The 22,352-nt window shown below is 61.9% G+C and carries 18 protein-coding genes and 2 pseudogenes; 5 read left to right on the top strand and 15 right to left on the bottom strand.

Annotation, left to right across the window (positions count from 1 at the left end; all coding sequences use genetic code 11):
- Positions 1 to 176: 176 nt before the first annotated feature.
- Genes M2336_RS06095 through M2336_RS06080 form a run of 4 tightly spaced genes read left to right on the top strand, consistent with a single transcriptional unit; the run spans position 177 to position 2,616 of the window.
- Positions 177 to 623 carry a hypothetical protein gene (locus tag M2336_RS06095; RefSeq protein WP_264592664.1) on the top strand — a complete coding sequence of 149 codons (447 nt, stop codon included), beginning with the start codon at positions 177 to 179 and terminating at the stop codon, positions 621 to 623.
- Between the two features lie 40 nt (positions 624 to 663).
- Positions 664 to 2,043 (top strand): site-specific DNA-methyltransferase, encoded by a 1,380-nt coding sequence (locus tag M2336_RS06090; RefSeq protein WP_264592663.1) that lies wholly within the window; start codon positions 664 to 666, stop codon positions 2,041 to 2,043.
- A complete protein-coding gene (locus M2336_RS06085; RefSeq protein WP_264592662.1) occupies positions 2,036 to 2,359 on the top strand; it encodes a DUF5681 domain-containing protein in 324 nt (107 codons plus the stop codon). Before M2336_RS06090 ends, M2336_RS06085 begins: the two co-directional genes overlap by 8 nt.
- Positions 2,356 to 2,616 carry a hypothetical protein gene (locus M2336_RS06080; RefSeq protein ID WP_264592661.1) on the top strand — a complete coding sequence of 87 codons (261 nt, stop codon included), beginning with the start codon at positions 2,356 to 2,358 and terminating at the stop codon, positions 2,614 to 2,616. The genes M2336_RS06085 and M2336_RS06080 overlap by 4 nt, the downstream gene beginning before the upstream one ends.
- A 549-nt stretch (positions 2,617 to 3,165) precedes the next feature.
- Here M2336_RS06080 and M2336_RS06075 read toward each other — a convergent pair.
- On the bottom strand, positions 3,166 to 4,584 hold the full coding sequence (locus tag M2336_RS06075) for a recombinase family protein (protein WP_264574359.1): 1,419 nt from the start codon (positions 4,582 to 4,584) through the stop codon (positions 3,166 to 3,168).
- Positions 4,585 to 4,926: 342 nt separating this feature from the next.
- Between M2336_RS06075 and M2336_RS18005 the strand changes: the two are divergent.
- A pseudogene (locus M2336_RS18005) lies at positions 4,927 to 5,202 on the top strand (integrase); the annotation flags it as partial.
- 28 nt (positions 5,203 to 5,230) lie between these two features.
- Here the strand turns inward: M2336_RS18005 and M2336_RS06070 are convergent.
- The 14 genes and pseudogenes from M2336_RS06070 to M2336_RS06005 form a co-directional block, all read right to left on the bottom strand.
- Complete coding sequence (locus M2336_RS06070; protein WP_264592660.1) at positions 5,231 to 6,538, bottom strand: transporter; 1,308 nt, start codon at positions 6,536 to 6,538, stop codon at positions 5,231 to 5,233.
- Positions 6,539 to 6,587: 49 nt separating this feature from the next.
- Positions 6,588 to 7,328 carry a hypothetical protein gene (locus M2336_RS06065; RefSeq protein WP_264574357.1) on the bottom strand — a complete coding sequence of 247 codons (741 nt, stop codon included), beginning with the start codon at positions 7,326 to 7,328 and terminating at the stop codon, positions 6,588 to 6,590.
- Between the two features lie 2 nt (positions 7,329 to 7,330).
- A complete protein-coding gene (locus M2336_RS06060; RefSeq protein ID WP_264592659.1) occupies positions 7,331 to 8,017 on the bottom strand; it encodes a C39 family peptidase in 687 nt (228 codons plus the stop codon).
- A gap of 8 nt (positions 8,018 to 8,025) precedes the next feature.
- Positions 8,026 to 8,373: a hypothetical protein gene (locus M2336_RS06055; RefSeq protein ID WP_264592658.1), complete on the bottom strand. Its 348-nt coding sequence runs from the start codon at positions 8,371 to 8,373 to the stop codon at positions 8,026 to 8,028.
- A 67-nt stretch (positions 8,374 to 8,440) separates the two neighbouring features.
- Positions 8,441 to 9,712 carry a hypothetical protein gene (locus tag M2336_RS06050; protein WP_264574354.1) on the bottom strand — a complete coding sequence of 424 codons (1,272 nt, stop codon included), beginning with the start codon at positions 9,710 to 9,712 and terminating at the stop codon, positions 8,441 to 8,443.
- Between the two features lie 240 nt (positions 9,713 to 9,952).
- The gene (locus tag M2336_RS06045; RefSeq protein ID WP_264574353.1) at positions 9,953 to 11,071 is read right to left on the bottom strand and encodes a helix-turn-helix transcriptional regulator; all 1,119 of its coding nucleotides are present in this window, start codon (positions 11,069 to 11,071) and stop codon (positions 9,953 to 9,955) included.
- Between the two features lie 312 nt (positions 11,072 to 11,383).
- Positions 11,384 to 11,647: pseudogene (locus M2336_RS06040) on the bottom strand (DksA/TraR family C4-type zinc finger protein).
- 603 nt (positions 11,648 to 12,250) lie between these two features.
- Complete coding sequence (locus M2336_RS06035; RefSeq protein WP_264574352.1) at positions 12,251 to 13,411, bottom strand: alpha/beta hydrolase family protein; 1,161 nt, start codon at positions 13,409 to 13,411, stop codon at positions 12,251 to 12,253.
- Between the two features lie 3 nt (positions 13,412 to 13,414).
- Entirely contained in the window at positions 13,415 to 14,317 is a 903-nt protein-coding gene (locus tag M2336_RS06030; RefSeq protein ID WP_264574351.1) for a VOC family protein, read from the bottom strand.
- 12 nt (positions 14,318 to 14,329) lie between these two features.
- The gene (locus M2336_RS06025) at positions 14,330 to 15,445 is read right to left on the bottom strand and encodes an FAD-dependent oxidoreductase (RefSeq protein WP_264592657.1); all 1,116 of its coding nucleotides are present in this window, start codon (positions 15,443 to 15,445) and stop codon (positions 14,330 to 14,332) included.
- A gap of 198 nt (positions 15,446 to 15,643) precedes the next feature.
- Positions 15,644 to 16,549, bottom strand: a complete 906-nt coding sequence (locus M2336_RS06020; protein WP_264574349.1) for a LysR family transcriptional regulator — start codon at positions 16,547 to 16,549, stop codon at positions 15,644 to 15,646.
- A 123-nt stretch (positions 16,550 to 16,672) separates the two neighbouring features.
- Entirely contained in the window at positions 16,673 to 17,656 is a 984-nt protein-coding gene (locus M2336_RS06015) for a creatininase family protein (RefSeq protein WP_264574348.1), read from the bottom strand.
- Between the two features lie 27 nt (positions 17,657 to 17,683).
- Entirely contained in the window at positions 17,684 to 19,246 is a 1,563-nt protein-coding gene (locus M2336_RS06010) for a carboxylesterase/lipase family protein (RefSeq protein WP_264574347.1), read from the bottom strand.
- A gap of 34 nt (positions 19,247 to 19,280) precedes the next feature.
- Complete coding sequence (locus tag M2336_RS06005) at positions 19,281 to 22,205, bottom strand: TonB-dependent receptor plug domain-containing protein (protein WP_264574346.1); 2,925 nt, start codon at positions 22,203 to 22,205, stop codon at positions 19,281 to 19,283.
- Positions 22,206 to 22,352: the final 147 nt, after the last annotated feature.

Here is a 22,352-nt window from a genome sequence, read left to right as displayed (position 1 = left end):
ATTGTCGCTACTGACGCAGGATGCTCGCAGCACGAGGTTTGTTGAAAAAATGATGACGCAATTTCAGCGCATTGGCTATAGGGAGTTCCTATAGCTACTAACTCAATATCGCACATGTGTTGACATCCTGATTTGGTTGACTGATATCACCATCAGTTAATCAGGATTCGTGCGATATGACCAATGAAGAAATGGACTCCCTCACACAGGGCCTCGACAGCAAGGCGGCGAAGGTCCGCGCGCTGTACGGTGCTGGGGTGAGTGCAGGCGACATCGGCCGTTACATCGGCATTCGCTATCAGCATGTCTATAACGTGCTCCTGCGTGCTGGCCTGATAGCCAAAGCCTCCTCACCGCCAACCCAAGCGCCCCTCCTCGACCAAGATAGCGAAATCATCGTGGCCAGCATCGGCAAAGGCGGCGGGATCGAACTACCAGACTCCGTCATGGACCGTTATGGCCTGAAGGCCGGCGAAGCCGTTTACTGCCAGGCCTTGCCCGAGGGATTGATGATCCTCAGTCAGGACGCCGCGCTTGCCCACGTCACCCGCGTGGCTCGCGAGAAAATGCCTGAACAAGCTGCCCTCATCGAAGCCCTGCTGAAGGGGCGAAGTCCCACCTAACTTGCATCGTTTCATGAACATCTAGCAAGGAACATCACTCATGAATGCGAACAACCCCATCAGGGGGGACGGTCTGATCCGTTCCCTCAAGGTCGAACTGCGCCCGGTTGCGGCAGTGCGCCCTGCGCCACGTAATGCCCGCACCCATAGCGAGAAACAGATCTCGCAGATCGCCTCGTCCATTCGCCAGTTCGGCTTCACCAATCCGATCATCGTCGATGATGAGGGTGTCATCGTTGCCGGACATGGCCGCTATGCTGCAGCAAAGTTGCTTGCGCTCCCCGATGTGCCGGTGGTTCCAATCTCTGACCTCAGTGCGGCAGAGCTGCGTGCTTACGCCTTGGCCGACAACCGCATCGCCCAGAACGCGGGATGGGACGAGGACGTTCTGCGGATCGAGTTCGACGAACTCAACGCACTGGAGCTGAGCTTCGATCTTGAGATCACCGGCTTTTCAACCACCGAGATCGACCAGCTCATGGTCATGACGCCGCAGGATGCAAAGCTGGAGAAGATGCCGCAGATCGACAAGCGGCAGACTTGTGGCGTGGAGCGCGGTGATCTCTGGGTCCTTGGCAACCATCGCCTGCTGTGTGGTGACACGCGCAGCCCTGAGAGCTTTGCTCTCTTGATGGGCGATGAGCGGGCGCGGCTGGTGTTCTCCGATCCGCCCTTCAACGTGAAGATCGATGGCCATGTCGGGGGCCTTGGCCAGAAGAAGCATGCCGAGTTCGCCATGGCATCGGGAGAGATGAGCGAGAGTGAGTTTACCGGCTTTCTCCAGACCGCGTTTCGCAACGCGGCTGACGTGAGCATCGATGGCGCCATCCATTATCAGTGCATGGACTGGCGGCATGTCGAGGAGATGATGAACGCAGGTCGGGCAGTCTATTCCGAACTCAAAAACATCTGTGTCTGGAGCAAGGGCAGTGCCGGCATGGGCAGCTTCTATCGCTCCCAGCACGAGCTAGTGTTCGTCTGGAAGGTCGGTACTGCGCCTCATCTCAACACGGTCGAACTGGGCAAGAATGGCAGGTATCGTACCAACATCTGGAACTATCGCGGGGCCATCAAAACCGGTGCCGATGCTGAACTCGCGATGCATCCGACAGTCAAGCCGGTGCCGATGATCATGGATGCGATCAAGGACACCTCCAAGGTGGGCGAGGTCGTGCTCGATCCCTTCGGTGGCTCAGGCTCCACACTTCTGGCGGCAGAGAAGACGAAGCGTCGTGCGCGGCTAATCGAATATGAGCCGGGCTATTGCGAGGTGACCATCCGTCGTTGGCAGGCACTGACGCGCAAGGCGGCCGTGCTGCTGGCAACCGGCGAGAGTTTTGCTGAGGTGGCAGCGCGGCGGATCGCAGACATGGAAGCGCTCGCCGATGCAGCACTGGCGACAGGAGGGGACCATGGCTGAGCGAGACAACAAGGGCCGTTTTCCGAAAGGTACCTCTGGCAATCGTAGGGGCCGCCCCAGGACCACTCATCGTCGCATCGAAACGATCGAGGATTTTGACGAGATGATCATCGACGTCATGAATATGCCGACGACAATTCGCACGGCAAAAGGAGAAGAGACAGTGCCCCTGATCCGAGCCACCATGCTCCGCCTGGCCACGGGGCAGGCGGAGAACAGGCTTGCGGCATCCCACGCATTATCCCTGACGCGTAGCGCACTCTTCCAATCCGTCCATCGTGCGCGGCGGCAACCTCGTGATGACGGCGAGGCATGATGGATCAAGTGAGAACTGGCGACGCAGCTTCCTCTCTGACCGATAGCTGGCGCGCCATCCTCGATCTGGCCAACAGCAGGGTCAGAATCACCTGTCCCGACGGCAAGCGCAGAACTGTCTCCCGGATCGAGGCGCGGCTGATCGAGCTGACATCGCTCAACTGCAAGCGGCGGATCATGTGTCAGGATTTTATCGCTTTGGTTCGCCAGGCTCTGGAAATGACGCAGACCATACAAGAAGGACCGGAGTCATCGTAAATGCGCCGTACGCGCCGCTACTGCGCGTGGTTACAAGGCCGGGCCGACAAAAGCGGGATCAGGTGGAAACTGCCTGATCCTATTCATGTATTTACACAATTTGGCCCGTTTACGCGCCTGTTTTACCTGTTATTCGGCCGGACGAAATTCCGGACCTCGAGAACCCGAAAGCTCCATAATTCAGACGTTTATATAGTCGTGGAAGCAAGGTTTGGGGCGGTATGGCCTCCTATTTTATTTCGCAACGCTCAGGATACAGAGACTGGTTCGCTCACGGCTGCGCCCCGCACCAGATAGTCCGTGTTTCTCCGAGATTCGTCAGCCATGGTGTGGCCGCGGCATAACTCGCGCGAAACTGCGCCGTTTTGGCGCCGACGCTTCGCGAACTGGGGTCTACAGACCAAGCACGCGGGCACCGTCGGCCATTTCTATCCCATTATGTCAGTGGCCATTTTCCAAACCTCATGACAGGTCGGCGCTGCGCGGCGTCGAACAAGAAAACGGCCGGAGGACATCCGGCCGACGCTTTCCCTAGATGGGTGACTGAATTTACCTGCAGCCAAGCAAAGCCCGCTGCTCACTCCAGTTGATCGGCAGATCGATGTTGAGCAGTCCTTTGGTCGTAATCGAAACCGGTTGAACACCTTCGATGCACTGCGCCACGATATCTGGCGCAAGCATTGCGATGCGCAGCAGCTGCGCAGAACGCTTGCGGCACTTGCCCTGCGCGTCAGCAAGTGATGCCAGACTATGCTCGGGGGCGCCAAGCAGCGCTAGATGCAGCGCTCGGGCTTCTGCGATCAGCGCGACCAGCGGCTTATTGATCGTATCAGCTGACCGATCCCGCGAGTCGCCAATGATCATGCGAACATCCTTGCCTTGCCGGATGCGGATCGCGCGGCTGGTCAGCTGCACCGGACGGTCATGGGCCAGCTGATCCAGACCCAGGAGGGACTGCAGCTTGTCACGGTGGAGTGTGAGAGTGATGCTCTCCTCTGCCATGTCGATCCGACCGAGGAGCATCGTCAGCATCGCCGGACGCTTTGATGCCTTGTGCAGATCGGCTGCAACCTGGGATGCTCTGGTCAGCGCACCTATGGCACGTTGGGCGCCGACGAACTCGACGAGAGCCCGATGATCCGTGAGCCAGCCCTTCGGGCGATCCGTGCCGATGCGCTCGATCTCCGGCGCGCTGACCCGCCATCGTTTTTCGCTGCTGCCGATGAGCGTATTGGGATGGGTTACATAATAACGATAGCGCTTGCCCGCCTTGGCCGTGTGGCTGGGCGACATCTTTCGGCCTTCCCCATCGTGGATCAGGCCGGTGAGCAAGCTGCGCCTGGGAGACCGCTTGGCCGGGGGGTTGTTGCGTCCTTCTTCCAGCTGACGCTGTACCGCATCCCAAAGTGCCTCATTGATGATCGCGTCGTGCTGGCCGTCATAGACCGCCCCCTTGTGCACGACCTTGCCGCGATAGATAGCGTTGCCCAACAGGTGTGAGAGCGCGCCGCGGCTGAACGCAATGCCGCCCCGACCATGAAGCTGCCTGGTGCGATAGCCATCGCGCAACAGTTCTTCGACCAGGGCCTGCAGGGAGCCCAGCGCGATATAGCGGTTCATGATGTGGCGGACCTGGCTCGCTTCGGCCTGGTTGATCACCAGCGCCCTGCCCTTCACATCATAGCCAAGCGGGGGGTTACCGCCCATCCACATGCCCTTCTTCTTCGACGCGGCGATCTTGTCGCGAATTCGCTCGCCGGTGACCTCGCGCTCGAACTGGGCAAAGGAGAGCAGCACATTGAGTGTGAGCCGCCCCATGCTGCTGGTGGTGTTGAACGCCTGCGTGACCGAGACGAAGCTGGCGCCCCGGGCATCGAGGATCTCGACGATGCGGGCAAAGTCCGAGAGGGCTCTGGTCAAGCGGTCAACCTTGTAGACCACGACCACGTCGATCTTCCCGGCTTCCACATCTGCCAGCAGCCCGACATCATCATTCCAAATGATCCGGAGCTGCCCCTCACAGCCTAGCGTGTCACCTCGATCTTACTGTTGGCCGAGGCGGTGGGCTCCCCTGTTTCAGCAAATAAATGGCTGGTCTTAGGAAGCGCGGTCTGGTGTCTTAACTGCCGGTATAAGGGCGAATCTTGCTTGGCCTCTGAGACTCACACTAACGGCAGGTTTTGCCGCGAGCGGCCATTCATCCTGGCTGATGGGAACGACCGACACTGGTCGCCAGGTGCCCTGCTGAATTCATCCCCTCAACAGGTCGAGCATTCTCCAGATGGCCATTCCGGCCATTGGAGAATGATCATGGAGATGCCTGAAACAGAACCCAACACCAAGCATCGGACCTAGAATGCCCGAAGGACAGTCGGCGTGAAAGCGTGCCCTGAAGCCGAAACAAATTTGGGAGATTCACTTCTATCTCGATCAGCGACGCCGGTTATGAGATCGAACGTTGTTCGATCTAGCGATCGAACAGCAAACTGCGGGGCCGTGACCAGGTGCAAATGAAGATTTGGCGACCTAGTCAGCAGCGGGCAGATCCGAACGCGGGCCATTGTAAGGCAGCAGAAACAGGCCCGGCGCGCTGGAACAACTACGTTCCGCGGCGTCACCTGCCCCTCGACAACACGAACGGGATGCGCAGCACCGTGCGCAGATCGGTGGCGTCTTCGGTCGCCCCCACCTCGACCGACCAGTTCAGCGTCGTGCGGTCCGTCGCGCGGTAGCTTACGCCGAACAGCAGGCGGCCGATCTGGAGATCGCGCGCCGTCTGCACCTGCGGGTCGCCCCAGTCCATCGTGGGCATCAGCAGGCGCTGCGTGGTGCGCGTGCCGAAGGACCAGCTGTGCGCATAACCCAGGTTGAACGAGGTGCGTTGGTTCAATGATACGCCGATCCCCATGCTGACGGATATCGCGTCTCCCGGCTTCACATAGGTGATACGCACCGGCGGGATGACCGTATCGACCCCGTGACCGAAATTGCGGGTGTAGCCAATGGAGCCGAACAGGACGGCTGGGTCACTGGGCAGAATTGCGGTCAGGCTCGGCGTCACACCCCAGAAGCCGGACCCCGTGGCCGCACGGGTCGCGCGGCCCAGCGTATCCCGAGAGATGTCGAACGGGTCGGTGCCGGTGGGCACCACAACCTGCAAATTGCCGATCAGGAACGGCCAGCCGCCACGCGCAGAGCTCAGCTGATAGCGCGCCGACAGCTCAAGGTCGCCAATCCCCCGGCCGCTGGTACTGCTATCGATGGTCGCCGCATCGGGATCGCCCGTCGTGCCCTGAATCGGGGCCAGCACCGACTTGTCATTGCGATAGACGAACGGAAGACGGGCGCCGATCTCGACATTGCCGAGGAGCCCATAACGCAGGCCGGCGGATGCCGTGAGCACGTCCTGCCGGCTCTCGTTGATGTCGAACACGCCAACGAGCACGGACTCCACCACTTCGATGCCGCGGAAAAGCGCACGGTTGCGGTCGGCCCGCGCATAATCGAGCTGAAGCTCGGCGGTGAGCTGACCGCGCCGGGTCACGACGCTGCCTTGCTCTCCCAGCACCGCGACCTCGGGGGGGCGATCGATATCCGGTGGCGCTTCCCCCACGGGGCCAGCCGGGGCCTGGGGCGCACCATTGGGCGCGCGCGGCGGCGGGACAGCGTTGCTGGCGGACTGAACAGTTTGCGGCGGATTTGCTGCCGATGGCGCCGCCGTTGCGCCACTTGGTTGCGCATCCATGGCAAGGCGCTGCTCCAGCGCACGAATGCGCGCCTCCTGCGCTTCCAACTGCTGTTGCTGCCGGGCGATGAGGCTGAGCGCCTGCTTCAGTTCGGGGCTGGCATTGCTCGACTGTGGCAGCGCGGTGCCCGTTGGCTGGGCCCATGCCGGTGATGCAGCCAGTGCGCCGCCAAGCATTGCCACTCCCCCCAGGAGCCGACCTATTCTGGTCATTTGTGTCCTTCCTTCAACGAATAAGATCCCGCGTCGCGTCAAGCGCCATGCTGTCGATCCTCGGCATGGCCGAGCCGACGGTCGCGGGCGTGGCGTTCATCAGATCGAGGTTGATCGTCGTGCTGGTCTCGATCGCACGGTTGTTACCGCTGTTGAGGAGCACACTGCCCAAGGCCTGCCCAAACACGTGGCTGACCTCCAGATCCTGCTGCGACAAGGTCACCTTGAAACCGCTGCCTAGCCGGTCGAGCCCGACCGTGCCGTTCTGGGTCTGCGCGCGATCGCCCGGGCCTAGCGGGAGTGGTGTCGATCCATCGGGGCTGAGGCCGATCTCCGCCTGCTCGCCCGTACTCACGGTGACGGCGCCGACGCTCGGACGATAGCTCCGCTCGACGAGCGAGACACCGCTCTCGCGGTCGAAACTGACCCAGACATCACCCGGGTTGCCCGCGTGTTGCGAGGGGCCGCTGGTGCCTGGCGCATCGGGCTGCCTTGTCGACTGTGGCGCGTAGATGGCAAGGCGCGGCGCGCCCTGATCGACGGTGAAGACACTGCGCAGGAGCAATTGCCCGTTGACGCTCGTATCGGTCTGTACGGCCATGGCGACTTCCACACCGTTGGGGAGGAGGAATTTGCCGCGGCTTTCGGCAAGAACATCCTCCGGAACCGGCTCATGTCCCTCGACCGGCGGTTGCGCGAAGACGGGGTTGCAGAGGACAACTGCTGCAACGGCCGAGATGAGATGGCGGTTCATGGCTAGAAGTCCCTCATGAAGGGCGCAGTCAAAGCCAGTGCTTGCTGGCTGAGCGGCTGAACGAATGCGGCGCCGACCGGTGCGCGGGAGAAGGCCGCCCACTGCCGGTCCCCATTGAAGGCGCTGCGGCCCACTGCAGTATCCTCGCCGATTACGAAATAGATGCCGTTCCATGCGCGCTGGAACGCAGGTCGCGACATGGTGCGCAGACCGAGCGCGGGGTCTCCGATCAGCAACTCCTCCGCGCTGATGCCTTTGACCACGACGAAATGGCGATAGCCGTTCGCCTCGATCAACGCGATGCCGGGCACGCCTGCCGCAGCGACTTGGTCGAGCGAGACCTTGTATCCGTCCGCGCTGAGGCCGGCATTGGCAAGGTAGCGCTTCATGTCGAGCAACGAAAAGCCGAGCCGGGTAATCTGCGCACGGTCTCCCACGCGCCACATGCCGTTGAACACGTCGGCTTCCGCCCTGCTCCGGCGATAATGATAAGTCAGCAACGTGGCGAGGGCAGCCGAACCGCAACTGAAATCATATTGCTGCCGAACAACCGTTAAAAATCGCCGGTCCTCGAACGATGTGACAGGCGGCGCGACATCGCCAAGACCCGCCGCTCCGAGCTGGAACGTCGGCCCTCCGCTCACCTGCGCACTGCAGCCGGAGAGCAGCATGAGTGCGGCAAGGAGCATGCGCGCCATTATTGTGCGGGCAGCAGGGCGATGTTGACGTTCATCGAAGCATTGATCGCGACGTTGTTGCCGGAATTGGCATTGATGATCGACAGGCCGGAAAGGTTCTGGAATGCGTTCCCATCGATGGCCACCGCCCCGGTCACGGAATTGCCGCTCACGCTGCTGTCCGATACGGCGGCAACATGCTCGGACTGGGCGATCTGGTTGAGATCCGCGCGGCCTGTCACCTGCTCGAGCGTGGCGACGTCGACGGGCGGCGCCGCGCCCTCAAATGGCGGTTGCGCAAGGGCAGCCGAGGCAAAACTGCACGGCAAGGTCACAAGCCATGCCCGGCGGAATAGAAATCGGTTCATGCATCCTCTCCCTTTATGATGTGAAAAGACTGGCCGGCGGTGGAGATCGCCGGCCAGTTGGAGAGGCTTAGCGAAGCGTGATGTCGCCCGCGGAGACCGCCACGCTCACCGACGCGTTCTGCGATGCGCCAACGCCGGTGTTCTGGTTGACCGCCTGCATGCCAGCAAAGTTCTGGAATGCGCTGCCACCCGTGCGGATGCTGTTATCAGCCACCGGGGACTCGCCGCCACGACCGTCGAAGCTGACGCTCACGCCCGTGACATAGCTTGAGAGGTTGGCGCTGGCGACCAGGGCGCTGTCACCGAAGACGGAATCCGACTTGGCGGAACCGGCTGCGGTATCACCGCCGCTGAAGGCCCAGCTGTGATCGGAATTGTCCGAATTGTCTTCCCAGCTGTTGTTGCTGGCCACGGTGTTGGTCGAGCTGTCATCCTGAGAGGACATGTCGCGGCTGTCGGTTGCCGTGCCGCCATTGTTGGCCGCAACCTGCGCGCCCGAAGCGGAGCTGTTGTCCGACATGTCGTGCGTGGACGAGTCATTGCCGCTGTCGGCCGTGTTCACCGAATTATTGGACATGTCGTTGCCGCTATCGGCGACGCTGTTGTCCGTGGACGTGTTCGTGGTGGTGTTCGACGTCCAGGCGCTGTTGCCGCTGTCGCTCGTGCTGGTGTTACCGCTGTCGGCGGTGTTCACCGAGTTGTTCGACATATCATTGCCGCTGTCGGAGACAGTGAGGCTGTTGTCGGACATGTCATTGCCACTGTCGGCAATATCGACGCTATTGTCGGTGTTGGTCGTGGCGTTGGACGTCCAGGCCGAGTTGCCGCTGTCGCTCGTCGTGGTTGTGGTGTTACCACTGTCAGCGGTGTTCACCGAGTTATTCGACATGTCGTTGCCGCTGTCCGCCACATCGACGCTGTTGTCGGTGTTGGTGGTGGCATTGGAGGTCCAAGCCGAATTGCCGCTGTCGCTGGTGGTGGTTGTGGTGGCGCTATTGCCGCTGTCCGCCACGCTGTTGTCCGTGTTCGTGGTGGTGTTGGCCGTCCAGGCAGAATTGCCGCTGTCGGACGTCATCGTGTTGCCGCTGTCGGCGGTGTTGACCGAGTTGTTCGACATATCGTTACCACTGTCGGCAACGCTGTTATCCGTGTTGGTGGCCACGTTCGTGGACGTGTTTGCGGTCCAGGCGCTGTTGCCGCTGTCGCTGGTGGTGGTGGTGGTGGATTCGGCCATCCAGCTGTTGTTGCCGCTATCGCTGACGGTGTTGCCGTCCTGCGCCAGCGCGGGCGATGCCGCGATAAGCGCGGCGGCCGAGGCCGTGATAAGTAGAGTTTTCATCGATTGTCGTCCTTTCAGGGTTCCCACGCCGCCCTCGGGGCTTTCCCCGATCGACGCATCGACTCCGCCTCCGCGGAGACCCACCCTGAATAGGTTAACGACGAATTAACCTTCACCCCCACCGAACTATCTCTTCCCCCCTCATAGCGCTGTATGAGTAACCCTCATTTGGGGGTGAGTGTGATAATTGTGAAGACGAACGAAAGTCTCAGAATAATAAGAGGGAATCGGGCTTCTGAATCAGAGGGCGGAAAAATGACCCAATGATGTTCGAGCAATGCTCGATAACATCACCCTGATAAGATCAGATTGCCGATGGGTGGCCGTTTTTCCGAAGATTTGTTTCAAATAACTTCGCGCGGTGGCCTCCGCGATTTTCATCCGGGCGGCAGCATCATTCAGTGCGAGGCCGCAAACCAGATGGTGGACCAGCTGACCCTCGGTCTTGGTGAGCCGATAGGCGTCGCAACAGCGCTGGAGCGCCAGGGTTACGTCCGTGTCCGAATCATAAATGCACAGGACGAAAGAAGGATCCGCGGAAATTTCCGGGCGCGTGAATGTCGGCGATAAAAGGGCCATGAGAGGCCGGCGATAATTCTTCCGGCTCAGGCTGATCAGCACCGCTTCGCCATCGTGCGACGCATGGTCCATGGCCGCGTGCAGCTTGGTGGTCTCGCCGCGATTGACGGCAACAAGCGAATAGCGCGACTTGTGCACCACATCCCGCTTCTGGAACATCAGCGTGGCGACGGCATTCTCGCCGATCACCGCGCCGTGGCCGTCAAGAATGATAATCGCCACGTCGCTCAGGTCGAGCGCCGACTTATAGGCGATCAAGGCCCGCTGCTGGCTTCGCGCATGCAGCCAGAGGCGAAAATAGCCCGCAAGCACGGGCTGCAGCTTCTTGGCCATCTGCTCGGCGGCCAGCCGCTGGACCATGTTGGCATGACGGTAAAGCGCCGTGAGGATCAGGCGCAGCCCACCATGTTGTGCCACGGCCAAGGTCATCGCACGCTTTGCTTCCTCGACCTGCGTCAGTTCGTGCCAAGCAACACGCGCACCTTGACCGGTATAATGAAGCGCGTCGGTATCTTGACATGCGATCGCAACCGCCAAGTGCGGATCGGAGAGCAAGGCGCGGTTGGGGCTCACTCGCGCAAGCAGCTCTGGGCTGTTATCGTCGCGATGAAGGGAAAGAACCGCCTCGTCCGCAAAGACGCGACCGGCGAACTTGCTCAGTATCCAGTCCAGATCGTCTGCAACCCGGTCAGATTGTCCGTCCTGATCGATCGGGCGCCCACCGTCCGGCTCTGCAAATATGTGGTCTGCGGCCACCTCGGTCTTCGATATCGTGACCATTCCTCCCCCTCAGCCCACCATTGTATGGCATGCGCGTTAACCACAATGCGTGGGGGGCTGATTTGGCTCCGCTATCGCGGGATTGAGACTGCCCCGATTTGGTACATATCTGAAATTTGACGATTTCATGCCGGCAATGCCCATCAATAACCGACCATCCGGTAATGGCGACGCTACAATCCCGGCGAAACGACATTTAGGTTATTAATGAACGGCCGCTTCTGAACTCCAGCATTTGTACGCTAAATGTTTGCTAAGTTGGCGACTGCGGCTAGCAGTGCCCCGATGGCGTGAGATTTTGACCGCTCACCATCAGCGCAGTTGGCTATCCTTACTGCCGCGCCGGTTGATGCAGGAAAAAGCCCGGTGCTTGTCGCGGCCAGACTGGCAGGCCACGCATGTCCGGGCACCGGGCAGAGCTTCGCGGCGTGCCTGCGGGATTAGCTATCCACATTCCTCACAATCGGCGCGACCAGAACCTGCCGGCATACGAGCACGCTCTGGTGCCAGCGCATCTTTCACGCTGTCTTCGATTTGGTCCTCAACAGCGCCCTCGAGTGCCCAGCCATTGGCCATGCGTACTCGTTCCTGCGCAATTGGAGGTTGAGGGACCGTTATTGGAATGCAGCGGCCTCATTTCATCCTCGCAGCGTCTTCGAACAGACCTCCCCTGGTGCTCAGCTGTCTCACAATGCCATTATAGGCAGCGTGCAATCCCTGATTGCGCGCAATCTCATGGTCGGATCCTCCCACTTCAGAACGCGACCAGCCATCCGTCCGGGCAGCGCTCGCGCAGCACCCACAGCGCGAGCGCGACCCCCACGGGTCTCCACCTTGCCCTTCGCGGCCGTTGCGTCACGCAAAACATTCAGCGCGCGCTCGATAGTCCTCATATTGTGGGGTGCATCCTCAATGGAAACCATGGATAAAATGCGTACGATGTCTTCCTGACTCTCGGCCGTGCCGAAAGGAGGCGAGCCTGCGCCGGTCCGCTCTCGAACCTTAAACGATTTGCACCGACAATAGACCGACCCGCCGTACCTCGCAGAACTTAGTCCCCTTATCGCGCTCCCAACCTGCTGGATGCGGAAACAAGACATTCTAATAAGAGGTATGCCGACTTGCGAAAACGACGGGCGGCGGGAAGCGACGTCAGCACCCGACGAATTTCTTTTTCGATCAATCGGTATGGCCACCCAGCGTCTCGGCGAACCAGTCAGCAATATAATCGCGCCCGTAAGACATATTGTCGGCGCCGACATGCTCCACCCCGCCTTCGCGCTCGGTGAAGATCTTGAGTTCGCGCCGGGGGCTGTTGACCAGTTGCGCGTAGCAGTCATGGGCATATTCCACGCTGATTTGGCGGTCATGTGCGCCGTGGGTGACCAGGAAGGGCACGCGCACGCCATCCATGCGGCCATTGAGGTTCATGTCCTCGGATTTAGCGAGGAAATCCTCCATGTCTTTCGCGCCGAATGCCCAGAACACATGCGCCCAGTAGTGCGGTACGGGGTTCTCGCCTTCGCGGCGGATGCGCTTGTCCTGCACTTCCCGCCAATTGTGGTTGGCGCCCCAGCAGGCACCGCTGGCGAAGCGCGGCTCGAAGGCGACGGCGCGCGGCGCGAAGTGGCCGCCGAGCGAGATGCCCGTCATGCCGATGCGCTTGGGGTCGGCATCCGGCTGGGTCTCCAGCCAGTCGACGGCTTTCGATGCCCAGTTTTCGCTATGCGGATCGACCGGCAGATTGTGCAACCGCAGCGCCTCGCCGGTGCCGGGCTGATCGACGCAGAGCGTCGAGACACCGCGTCGGGCCAGCGCCTCGGGCAGGCGTGACCAGTAGAGCAGTTCCTTGCAGCTATCGAGGCCATTGCAGTAGACGACCACCGGCCGCGGCCCCTCGCCGGGCGCCCGCGTGTAGAGCGCCGACATCATGCTGCCATCGCCGAGCGGGATCTCCACCCGTTCGCGGTTGATCTTGCCGAGATCGGTCGACTGGGCGAAGATCGACAGCGCCCGGGCGTAGGTTTCCTCGCGGCCCGGGGAACCATGGCCCTGCATCCGCTCCGCCACGAAGAGGTAGAGCGCAGCTCGCTCCAGCTTCTCGGATGCCGAGATGGCCCGGCCCTTTGCGATGTCCTCATCGGCAAGGCTGACCAGCGTATCCGCCACCCGCACCCATTGCGCCATGAACTGCGGTGTGCCGGCGTCAGCGCCGCTGGCGGCGGCATCCTTGATCGGCTGGCACATATCGACGATCTCGCCGATGCGCCCGCCGCTCTCCAGCGCGATGGCGACCGAGAGGTTCCAGATGTAGTTAGGGAAATATTCGAACAACGCCACGGATCAGGCCTCCACTGCCACGAACAAGCCGGGATTGGCCTCCGGATGGGGCATGGTCTGCGGACCGCCGACGCCGATTCCCCACTGATCCATCACGCGCGGCGCGGGCACATGGACCTTGGGCTCATGCGTTTCGAAGTCCACGTCTTCCAGTTCAGCCGTATATTCAACCGCGAAGCCCGAGGGCGTGACAAAGTAGGAGAAGGTATTGTCGCCGGCCGTATGGCGCCCCGGCCCCCAGCGAATATCGGTCTTGTTCTGCTTGAGGCGGCTGATACCCGCCATCATGCCGTCGACATCGGTCATGTCATAAGCAACGTGATTGAGGCACGGCGGCCCGGGCAGCAGCGCGATGCGGTGATGCGCGCTGTTGCAGCGCAGGAAGCACATGAAATCGCCCAGCCAGTCGGAAACCTTGAAGCCCAGCACATCGCAGAAGAAGCGCACGGCGGCCTGATGATCCGGCGAATGCAGCACGATGTGGCTGATCTTGACCGGCAGGCCTTCCCAGCGCGTGATCTCGCGCGCCTCGCCACGTGCGACATCCGACGAGACCTCTATCAGCAGGCCATCGGGCGTGAAGAAGCGAAAGCCATAGCCGCCGCCGGGCGTGGTCAAATCCTGCGGCTCGCTCACCAGCTTGGCCGCCGAGGCCCGCACCCTCTCGCACAGCGCATCGACATCGGCGCGGCTATCGGCAGCCAGGGCGATCACATCGACACGGTTCTCGTCGCTGGGCCGCAGGCGGACGACATGATGCTCGTCATGCCCCTGCGTCTTGAACCACGCCATGCCATCGTCGCTGGGCACGCGCTCAAGGCCCCATTGGCCCTCATAGAAGCTGGACTCGGTGGCAAAATCGGTGACGGCATAGCCGACATAGCGAATTTCGGTGACGCGGCTCATCTTCAGTTCCTTTCAAATCGGCTCGGCCGTGCGCGCGAACATTTCGGCGGTGGCCTTGGCGTTGTCGACGGGCGGGCCTTTTCCGATCTGGCCCATGCAAATGGCTAGGCTGGCGCGCACGATGTAGGCGCAGCGCTCGAAGCGGCGATCATGATAAGCCGCGAACGCTTCTTCGACGGAGGCGTGACGGGCCAGTTCCTCGGCGAGCACGATACTGTCTTCGATCGCCATGCCGGCGCCCTGCCCCAAATGCGGCGTGGTGGCGTGGACGGCATCGCCGATCAGCACCACCCGCCCCTTGCTCCACGGGCCTTCGACCAGCATGCCTTCCAGCGGACGATAGACGACCTCCTCGTCATCGACGATCTGCTCGGCCAGCGCCTGCAAGGCCGGGGCGCAGCCGGCGAGCTTGGCGCGCATCGCTGCAGCCAGGCCCTCGCGCGGATACCAGGGATTGCCCGGCTCCGGTGTGGTGACATACAGATACATGAGGTCCGGGCTGATCGGCACGAGACCGGCGCCAATCGGCCCGTTATAGACCTGCAGCGCATCGAGATCGGCCGGGCGCGGGAGATTATAGCGCCACACGGCCTGCCCTGTGAACTGCGGTTTTTCCGCGTCCGGCAGGATCATCTCACGCGTCTTGGAAAAGACGCCATCCGCGCCGATCACCAGATCGAAACGACCTGCGCTGCCATCCGAGAACGCCACCTCGACGGCGTCATCCCCGTCGCTGATCGCTTGCGCCGTCACGCCCAGGCGGATCTCGGCGCCGGCGCCTTGTGCCGCATCGCCCAGCACCTTCTGGAGCTGCCTGCGGCCGACACCGAGATTGGCGGGATAATCCGGCAGCAGGCGCGGCGATGGCACCCGCGCCACCTGGACGCCATTGGGCGCGAACACCTCGACGGCATCGAAACCGACGCCGGCCGCGGCATAGTCGTCCAATATGCCCAGCATGTGCGCCGCGCGCAGGACATTGCCCTGCTGGATGATGCCGACCCCATAGACGCTCCAGCTGGGATCACGCTCGATCACCGTTACGGAGAACCCCTGCTTGCGCAGCGCGATGGCCGAGGTCAGGCCACCAATGCCGCCGCCGATGACGAGAATGTTCAGGCTCTGCATGGTCTATGTCCGATGATTCTGTTGATGAGAGGGGCGAGGGGCGAAGCGCGGATGCAGGCACAGCATGTGCGGCAGCTTTCGACCTCCCTCTCCGCGCGCATGGCAGCCCTGAAGCGGGCCTTGGGCCTGTTCTATCGTCGCGTAGAAAATCTGAAAAATGAATTGTTCAGATACAGTTCCATCAAGATTATGGATAGGTCATTCGGTGTGGAGGATATGGTGCATTTGCCGCACCAGCCAGAGGATCCCGGCGTCATTCGCACGGGCGGCATGGTACTGGACCATTTCCCGAAGCGGCGGCAGGCCAAGGGGGTCCGGGCGCACGACGATGGGCAATTGATCGATAAAGGCATCCGCGAGCCGCTTCTGCAGGAAGGACACGCGCATCGTCCCCACGATCAGGCTGGGTACGCTCGAAAAGCTGTTCGTCGTGAGTTCCGTGCGCTGCTTGTCCTGCTGCGGAAAAACCTGCTGCTCGGCAAAAGTGCTCTCGCGCGACTGGCCGAAGCGAACGGCGACATGGCCCAGCGAGAAGAGCGTCTCGCGATCCAGCGGCCCCGCCAGCGCCGGATTGCCCGCCCAGCCGATGACGACATGCTCATCTTCCAGCAGCATCTCGCTGGGGTGCGCGGGGGATAGATATTGCTCGGGGCAGATGACCAGATCGACCTCGCCCTTCTCGAGAAAGCTCGTCGCATCAGGCCCTGTCGGATAGACATCGATGCGGATGCCCGGCGCGATCGTCCCGAGGCTGCGCATCAGCGGGCCGATCAGCACAGTCATCATATAATCCGACACGCTGATGCGGAACCGACGGTTGGAGATCGCCGGATCGAACGTGCTGGATGTCGACAGGATCTGGTCCGCTTGCTCGATCAACTGGGAGACCAGCGGCTGGAGGCTCTCGGCATAAGCGGTCGGGACCATGCGCCGGCCGACCTGGACCAGCAAGTCATCCGCAAAATGTTCGCGCAGACGGGTCAATGCCGCGCTCATGGCCGGCTGGCTGATATTGACCCGCGCCGCGGCACGCGAGACGCTGCGTTCATCGAGCAATACGCTGAGCGCGTAGAGCAGGTTGAGATCAAGGCCCTTGAACCGCATGGCCGGACCCATCTCATGTCGGCAGCGCGCTGGCCAGCGCAATCCCTGCCACTTTGTTGAACAGCGCGCATTTGATTGTGGCGATCGCCCCGCCGTTCCCGGGCGGGGCGGTGCCGTCCGCCTTTAGCGACCTCTGCCGGGCAAAAGATCGCCATATTTCTTCTCGAGCTTCTTGGTGAACTCGTCGCGCTTGCGCAATTCGGTGAGCAGGCCGTTCACGTCGAAGGAGGCGACCTGGGAGCGAATAAGGTCGGCCCCCTCTCGCCCCCACTGCGCCCGCTCCTGTTCGGTCACCGGCTTGACGAAGCCCCCGTGCAGCACCGCATCGGGATAGAAACTGCCGGCAGGCGTGCCGCTGAACGGAGGGACATAGCGCGACACGGCACTGGGATCGCGCTCGATCTCATGCTCAGGTTGGCTGAGGCCGACCGGCATATCGTTGAGACGGCCGACCAGCTGATAGGCGCCATAGCTCACCAGATTGCGGCCATTGGGCGGACCGTCACCGAAGCCGGGGCGCGGCTGACCCGGCTCCGACTTGCGGACCATGTCCGTCCCCATCCACAGCACCGGAACATGCTCTTCATCGAAAATTTCGCGGACCAGCGGCAGCATGGTCTGCTGGGACGGGCCGTGCGAGGTAAGGAAAATGATGCGGCGGAACCCCTGACGAATGAGCGAGCGGGTCAACGCTTTGAGGTAGGGCAGACTGTCGGATGTCGAGACATACACCGTGCCCCGGCTGGTCGTCGTCCCGCCGGGATAGAAATAAGCGAGGTAGGGCATCACGAGCCCGTCCGCTTTCTCGGCCAGTTCCTGCGCATAAGCGAGGGGGATGACATATTCGACATCCGTCGGATTGCCGCCATTCTGCTCAACCGGGCCAACTGGCACGAAAATGACATCGTTGCGCTTGAGATAGTCTTCCACTTCCCACCCGGTCAGCGTCGTCATCAAACGCGAGCGCATCTTGGGTGCCGGCTTTGCTGCTGTCTGCTGCGCGCCGGCCTGGCTCTGGGCCAGCGCAGGCGCGGCTCCCGAGAAAAGCAGCGCGGCCAGACCGGCCAGGGACAGCGCTCTTACGGCAGGCTCAAATGGTCTCTTCATAACATCCTTGCTCCTCGTTGATATCGATCAGGGGAAAAGCCGGCAGATCTCGCCGCGCAGATCCGTCCCGAGTTCCACCGCGCCGGGGTGATCCGAGGAGAACCGCGCATAGGCGCGGCGATCCTTCTGGTAGGCCGGCCAAACGGGCAGCTTTGCGCCATTTGGATTTCCGGTCTTGGCGAAATTGGTCCAATATTCGACCATCAGATCAGAGAGACGGCGGTCGGCCGCCTTGTAATCGGCAGCCGAAAACCCCGTGGTCAGCAGATTGCCGAACACATAGGGCACCTCGAACGAATGCGCAGCGCCCCGCGCCTCACGGCCGGGCACGAACTGCTCGAACTGATAGTGCCAGACCGGCCCTCCCGCTCTTGCCGATGCTGCTGCGATCTGCACGGCGCCGCAGCGAAAGCTGCTGTCGGTCGAGAATTGCTCCGCCACCGTTCCCATCAGGCGATCGGGCGCCGGCGGCATCGCGGCGGACAAGCCATAAGCCGCGCGGGCCGCAGCCGCATTCGCACCGAACGCGCTGGCCATCGCAGCATCGAGCTTGTCCGGCGGCAGAACCGCCAGCCCTTCCCGCGCGTTGCTGCCGATCAGCAGCGGGATGGGCTTGCGCCGCTGGTCAGAGATGGCGTCCGTGGCGGCGCGGGTGATGATGTAGCCATCCTGCACTGGCGAGAAGCGCGCGCCGGATTGGCCAGCCGCCTGCGCCATCTCGATGACCGCCGCCGTATCCAGGCCACGCAAGGCCGATAGCGGGAGGCCGTTGGCGAAGCTCTCGCCCTCCCGCTCCGCATCGGCCATATTGAGGGGCGCAATGCTGCTACGCGCCGCGCCGCTCTGGATGATGGCGTGCGCGAACAGCCCGTCCGTCACATCGGAGGTCACCAGATCAAGAACGCTGGCGCCGCCGGCCGACTGACCAAACAGAGTGACATTGGCCGGATCACCGCCGAATTGCGCGATGTTCGCCGCAACCCATCGCAGCGCGGCGATCTGGTCTTCCAATCCGAAATTGCCGGAGGATTTATGGAGCGATTCTGCTGTCAGCTGTGGATGCGCGAAGAAGCCGAACGCGCCGAGCCGATAGTTGAGCGTGACCACGATGACCCCGTGCCGGGAGAGGGCAACGCCATCATAGGTCGGACTGCTGCCCATGCCGTTCTGAAAACCGCCGCCATGGACCCAGACCATGACCGGCAGCTTTGGCTCCGCCGACGCACGTGGCACCCAGATATTGAGGGTCAGGCAATCTTCGCTGCTGATGCTGGATACCGCGGTTTGCCCGCGCAGCGGCGCCTGAGCACAGGGTGGACCATAATGGTCGGCCTGCTTCACGCCGGCCCAGGCGCGCGGCGGGGCCGGTGATCGCCACCGCAGCTCTCCGACCGGCGGCGCCGCATAGGGCACGCCCAGATAGGCTGCCCCGGTTTCGGTGGCGACGCCCTGAATTTGCCCCTGTGCCGTCGCGACATGCAGTGCCGCCAGCCCGGGCACCTGAGCGTGAAGGAGGGAGGCAGATGAGAGCTCCAGACCCAGAATTGTCAGGCTCGTGCCGAGCCGTTTCATCCCTGCCAATGCGCGCATCTGCCCCTCCCACTGCAGTCAGTTTTCAGAACCTCTAGAGATCGAAGCGGACCCCGACCCTGAAGCTCTGGCCCAGCAGATCGTACCAGGCGTTGTTATTGACGGCGGGGAGCGGCGGCTCCTGGTTCAACAGGTTGTTGACCGTGCCATAGATCTGCACCTTCCGGTCTTGCGAACCCACATTGTAGGCCACGCTCAGGTTTACATAGCCGCGCGCTGGGACGATGTTGTTGTTGATGCTGTTGATCAGCGTCGGGCTGTAGCCCGGCTCGTCCGGCCCGATGAAGGCGTTGTTGAACTTGCTCCGGCTGATCCAGCGGAAGTTGACGCTCGTTTCCAACCGCGTGCCGCGATAGGCGAGAGAAGTGTTCACCACCCACTTCGGCACGCCAGCTGTCCCGCCGAAGATCGCACCGGTCTGCCCCGCACGGTTCACACCATTGGGGTAGGCCAGCGAAACGTCGAAGGTCGAGCGATATTCCAGCGTGCGGGTGGCTTGTGCGCTGAGCGTGATGCGTCCTTGCGCACCGGCGAATATCTCATCGACCGGCTGCATGTAGGACAACGCCATGTCGATGCCGCGGGTCTTGAATTCGGCAAAGTTGGCGTTCTGCGCCAACACCGAGAGCACAGCGCCGTTCGCAGGATCGTTATTGGCGAAGGTGATCAGCGAGCAATAGGGGCTGCTCAGATCCGCCGTGCCCGTGCCCAGACAGTTGGTCAGCGACGTGCCCGCTCCGGTTGCGCCGATGGCGTCCTGGATCTTGATCTGGAAATAATCCGCCGAGATGTTCAGCCGCGACAGGAATTGCGGGTTGAACACAGCGCCTACACTAAACGTCTTGGCGATTTCCGGGGTCAGGCCGGCATTGCCGCCCGTGACGACGTCATACGCATAAGAGGGCTGCCCGGCGAACCCGGCGCGGGGATCGGCATAGATCGGGCGGGGCACAGTCGCCACGGCCGCTGTGAACAGTTCCGTCAGGCTGGGTGCGCGAATATCCCGCGAGAGCGTGCCCCGGAACAGAATGTCGGGGATCGGTTTCCAGACCAGACCCGCTTTCCACGTCGTCACCTCGCCGGAGACGCTATAGTCCGTCAGGCGGATGGCACCGTTGAATTCAAGCGAGCCCGTGACCCAGTCCGCACTCAACAGCGGAACGATCGTCTCGAGATAGGCCTCCTTGACCGACTGGCTTGCCTTCGGAAAATCGCGGGGTGCGCGTGCCATGAAGGCACCGGCCTGGCTCAGATCGTCTGCGTCGGTGACGAAGGTTTCACGCCGGTAAGAGGCGCCGACGCCTGCCGAAACTGGTCCCGCCCACAGAGAAAACAGATCCCCGTTAAGGTTGGCATTCGCCTCGAACAAGGTTGTTTCCGCCACTGCGTGGGTCGTGCCGAACGCGTAATTGTAGGCTGCCGGCGAATAGCTGGCACGCCCGAGAATGTTGATCGGCTGACAGCCGGCCGCGCGCGCCGCGGCATTTGCGCAGACGATCTGCCCGTTCAACGTGACGGCATTGACCGCGTTCAGGAAATTCGCGGTGATGGGCGTATTGGCCTGGTCCAGCGAGCTTCTGTTACGGCCATATTGAACGGCCGCATCCCACCGCCAGGAACCACCCAGTTCGCCGCGCAAGCCGCTGGACAGGCTGTAGGTCTTGCTGGCGTTGCGCAGGATCGGCGGACCGAAATCATTGCCGAGATAGCCGACCGTCAGCGACCCGTTGGCGGGGATGAGCGCGAGCTGGGCTGGCGTCAGCGCCTGCTGCAGATAGGGATTGTTGCGGCTGATCGAAAGGAAACCGGTCGTCCCGCCCGTCGCCGCTCTAATCTGGGCGCTGATATTCTGCGCCTCGGTGTTGGAGTAGAGTCCGCGCGCCCATAACGTCAGGCTGTCGGAGAGATCATATTCGGCATGTGCCGCGAGATTGTAGCGCTGCGTGTTGGCGCGGAGCACCTGATAGGGCGACACATTGGTTCCGCCGACCATGTTGGTGCCGATCTGGCCCTGATAGAGCCCGGCTTTGAAGGGCGCAGTCGTCACGGTTCCGTTCGGCCCGACGACGAACTGCAGATTACGCAGCGCCGCTGGATTGCCGGCAGCGGTCGGGCTGATCAGGCCGCCCGTCGTCAGCATGCCGAAAATCACATCGTCGGTAATCAGGTTGGCCGGCAGTCCGGCGGCCCGATTGTTCGGCAGCGTGACGCTGCTGACGTTGCGCCTTCCCCAGGGCCGCTTGTCATTGAAAAGATCGGTGCCGTCATTGCTGCCATATTCGCCGCCAATGACGAAACGCCCGCGACCGCCCGCGAACTGCGTTCCGAATGCAAGCGAGGCGAACATGTCATCGGCGTCGCCATATTTGGTCTGCCCCCATTGCACCGAACCCTTGATGCCATCCAGCCGGGTATTGAGCTGCAGGTTGAGCACGCCAGCAACGGCATCCGAGCCATAAGCCGCAGACGCGCCGCCCGTCACCACGTCGATGCGCTGGATCAGGGCCGAGGGAATGAGATTGAGATCGGTCGCGCCGGCCACCGCCGAGCCGGGCACATTGACGGCTGGCAAGCGCATCCGGTCCAGGAGGACAAGCGTGCGCACCGCGCCCAGGCCACGCAAATCGGCATTGTTCGCGCCGGAATTGCCGATGCCGCCGCTTTCCGGAGCCTGACTGCGCCGGAAGGACGGAACCTCGTTGATGACGTCGGCGACGTTAACCGCCGCCCTGTCCTGCAACAGCTCTGCGCCGATGACGACGGTCGGACTGGGCGCAATAAATCCTGCACGATCGATGCGCGAAGCGCTGACGATGATCTGCTCGACGCCACCTTCTTGCGACGATGCCGAAGACTGCGGCGCAGCCGTAGATGATGTTTGAGACTGAGCTATTGCCCCCATGGGCGTGGCGATGATTATCGCGCTGCCACCGGCAAGCATCCATGCTTTCAGGCGCACATTCCCTCTCCCTGTTTGCCCTTATTGGTTTTACCAGTTTGCACGACAATATAGCAATTGCAATGACAATTTGGTCAGCATGCCCGACAGAGAAATGATGACTGCACAGGCAAGAACTGTAGGACCAAAACCTTTACAAATATCTGA

The sequence above is a fragment of the Sphingobium sp. B1D7B genome (genome assembly GCF_025961965.1).
GTDB lineage: Bacteria > Pseudomonadota > Alphaproteobacteria > Sphingomonadales > Sphingomonadaceae > Sphingobium.
The sequence above is the reverse complement of the archived record's forward strand: the minus strand, read 5'-3'. Positions and strand labels throughout refer to the sequence as shown.

Excerpts from the sequence above, each read along its gene's own strand:
- M2336_RS06060 (WP_264592659.1), bottom strand. The coding sequence starts at position 8,017 with ATGCTCCTTGCCGCACTCATGCTGCTCTCCGGCTGCAGTGCGCAGGTG.
- M2336_RS06070 (WP_264592660.1), bottom strand. The coding sequence starts at position 6,538 with ATGCTTGGCGGCGCACTGGCTGCATCACCGGCATGGGCCCAGCCAACG.
- M2336_RS06065 (WP_264574357.1), bottom strand. The coding sequence starts at position 7,328 with ATGAACCGCCATCTCATCTCGGCCGTTGCAGCAGTTGTCCTCTGCAAC.
- M2336_RS06015 (WP_264574348.1), bottom strand. The coding sequence starts at position 17,656 with ATGAAGAGACCATTTGAGCCTGCCGTAAGAGCGCTGTCCCTGGCCGGT.
- M2336_RS06020 (WP_264574349.1), bottom strand. The coding sequence starts at position 16,549 with ATGCGGTTCAAGGGCCTTGATCTCAACCTGCTCTACGCGCTCAGCGTA.
- M2336_RS06045 (WP_264574353.1), bottom strand. The coding sequence starts at position 11,071 with ATGGTCACGATATCGAAGACCGAGGTGGCCGCAGACCACATATTTGCA.
- M2336_RS06090 (WP_264592663.1), top strand. The coding sequence starts at position 664 with ATGAATGCGAACAACCCCATCAGGGGGGACGGTCTGATCCGTTCCCTC.
- M2336_RS06025 (WP_264592657.1), bottom strand. The coding sequence starts at position 15,445 with ATGCAGAGCCTGAACATTCTCGTCATCGGCGGCGGCATTGGTGGCCTG.
- M2336_RS06030 (WP_264574351.1), bottom strand. The coding sequence starts at position 14,317 with ATGAGCCGCGTCACCGAAATTCGCTATGTCGGCTATGCCGTCACCGAT.
- M2336_RS06010 (WP_264574347.1), bottom strand. The coding sequence starts at position 19,246 with ATGCGCGCATTGGCAGGGATGAAACGGCTCGGCACGAGCCTGACAATT.
- M2336_RS06055 (WP_264592658.1), bottom strand. The coding sequence starts at position 8,373 with ATGAACCGATTTCTATTCCGCCGGGCATGGCTTGTGACCTTGCCGTGC.
- M2336_RS06085 (WP_264592662.1), top strand. The coding sequence starts at position 2,036 with ATGGCTGAGCGAGACAACAAGGGCCGTTTTCCGAAAGGTACCTCTGGC.
- M2336_RS06095 (WP_264592664.1), top strand. The coding sequence starts at position 177 with ATGACCAATGAAGAAATGGACTCCCTCACACAGGGCCTCGACAGCAAG.
- M2336_RS06080 (WP_264592661.1), top strand. The coding sequence starts at position 2,356 with ATGATGGATCAAGTGAGAACTGGCGACGCAGCTTCCTCTCTGACCGAT.
- M2336_RS06050 (WP_264574354.1), bottom strand. The coding sequence starts at position 9,712 with ATGAAAACTCTACTTATCACGGCCTCGGCCGCCGCGCTTATCGCGGCA.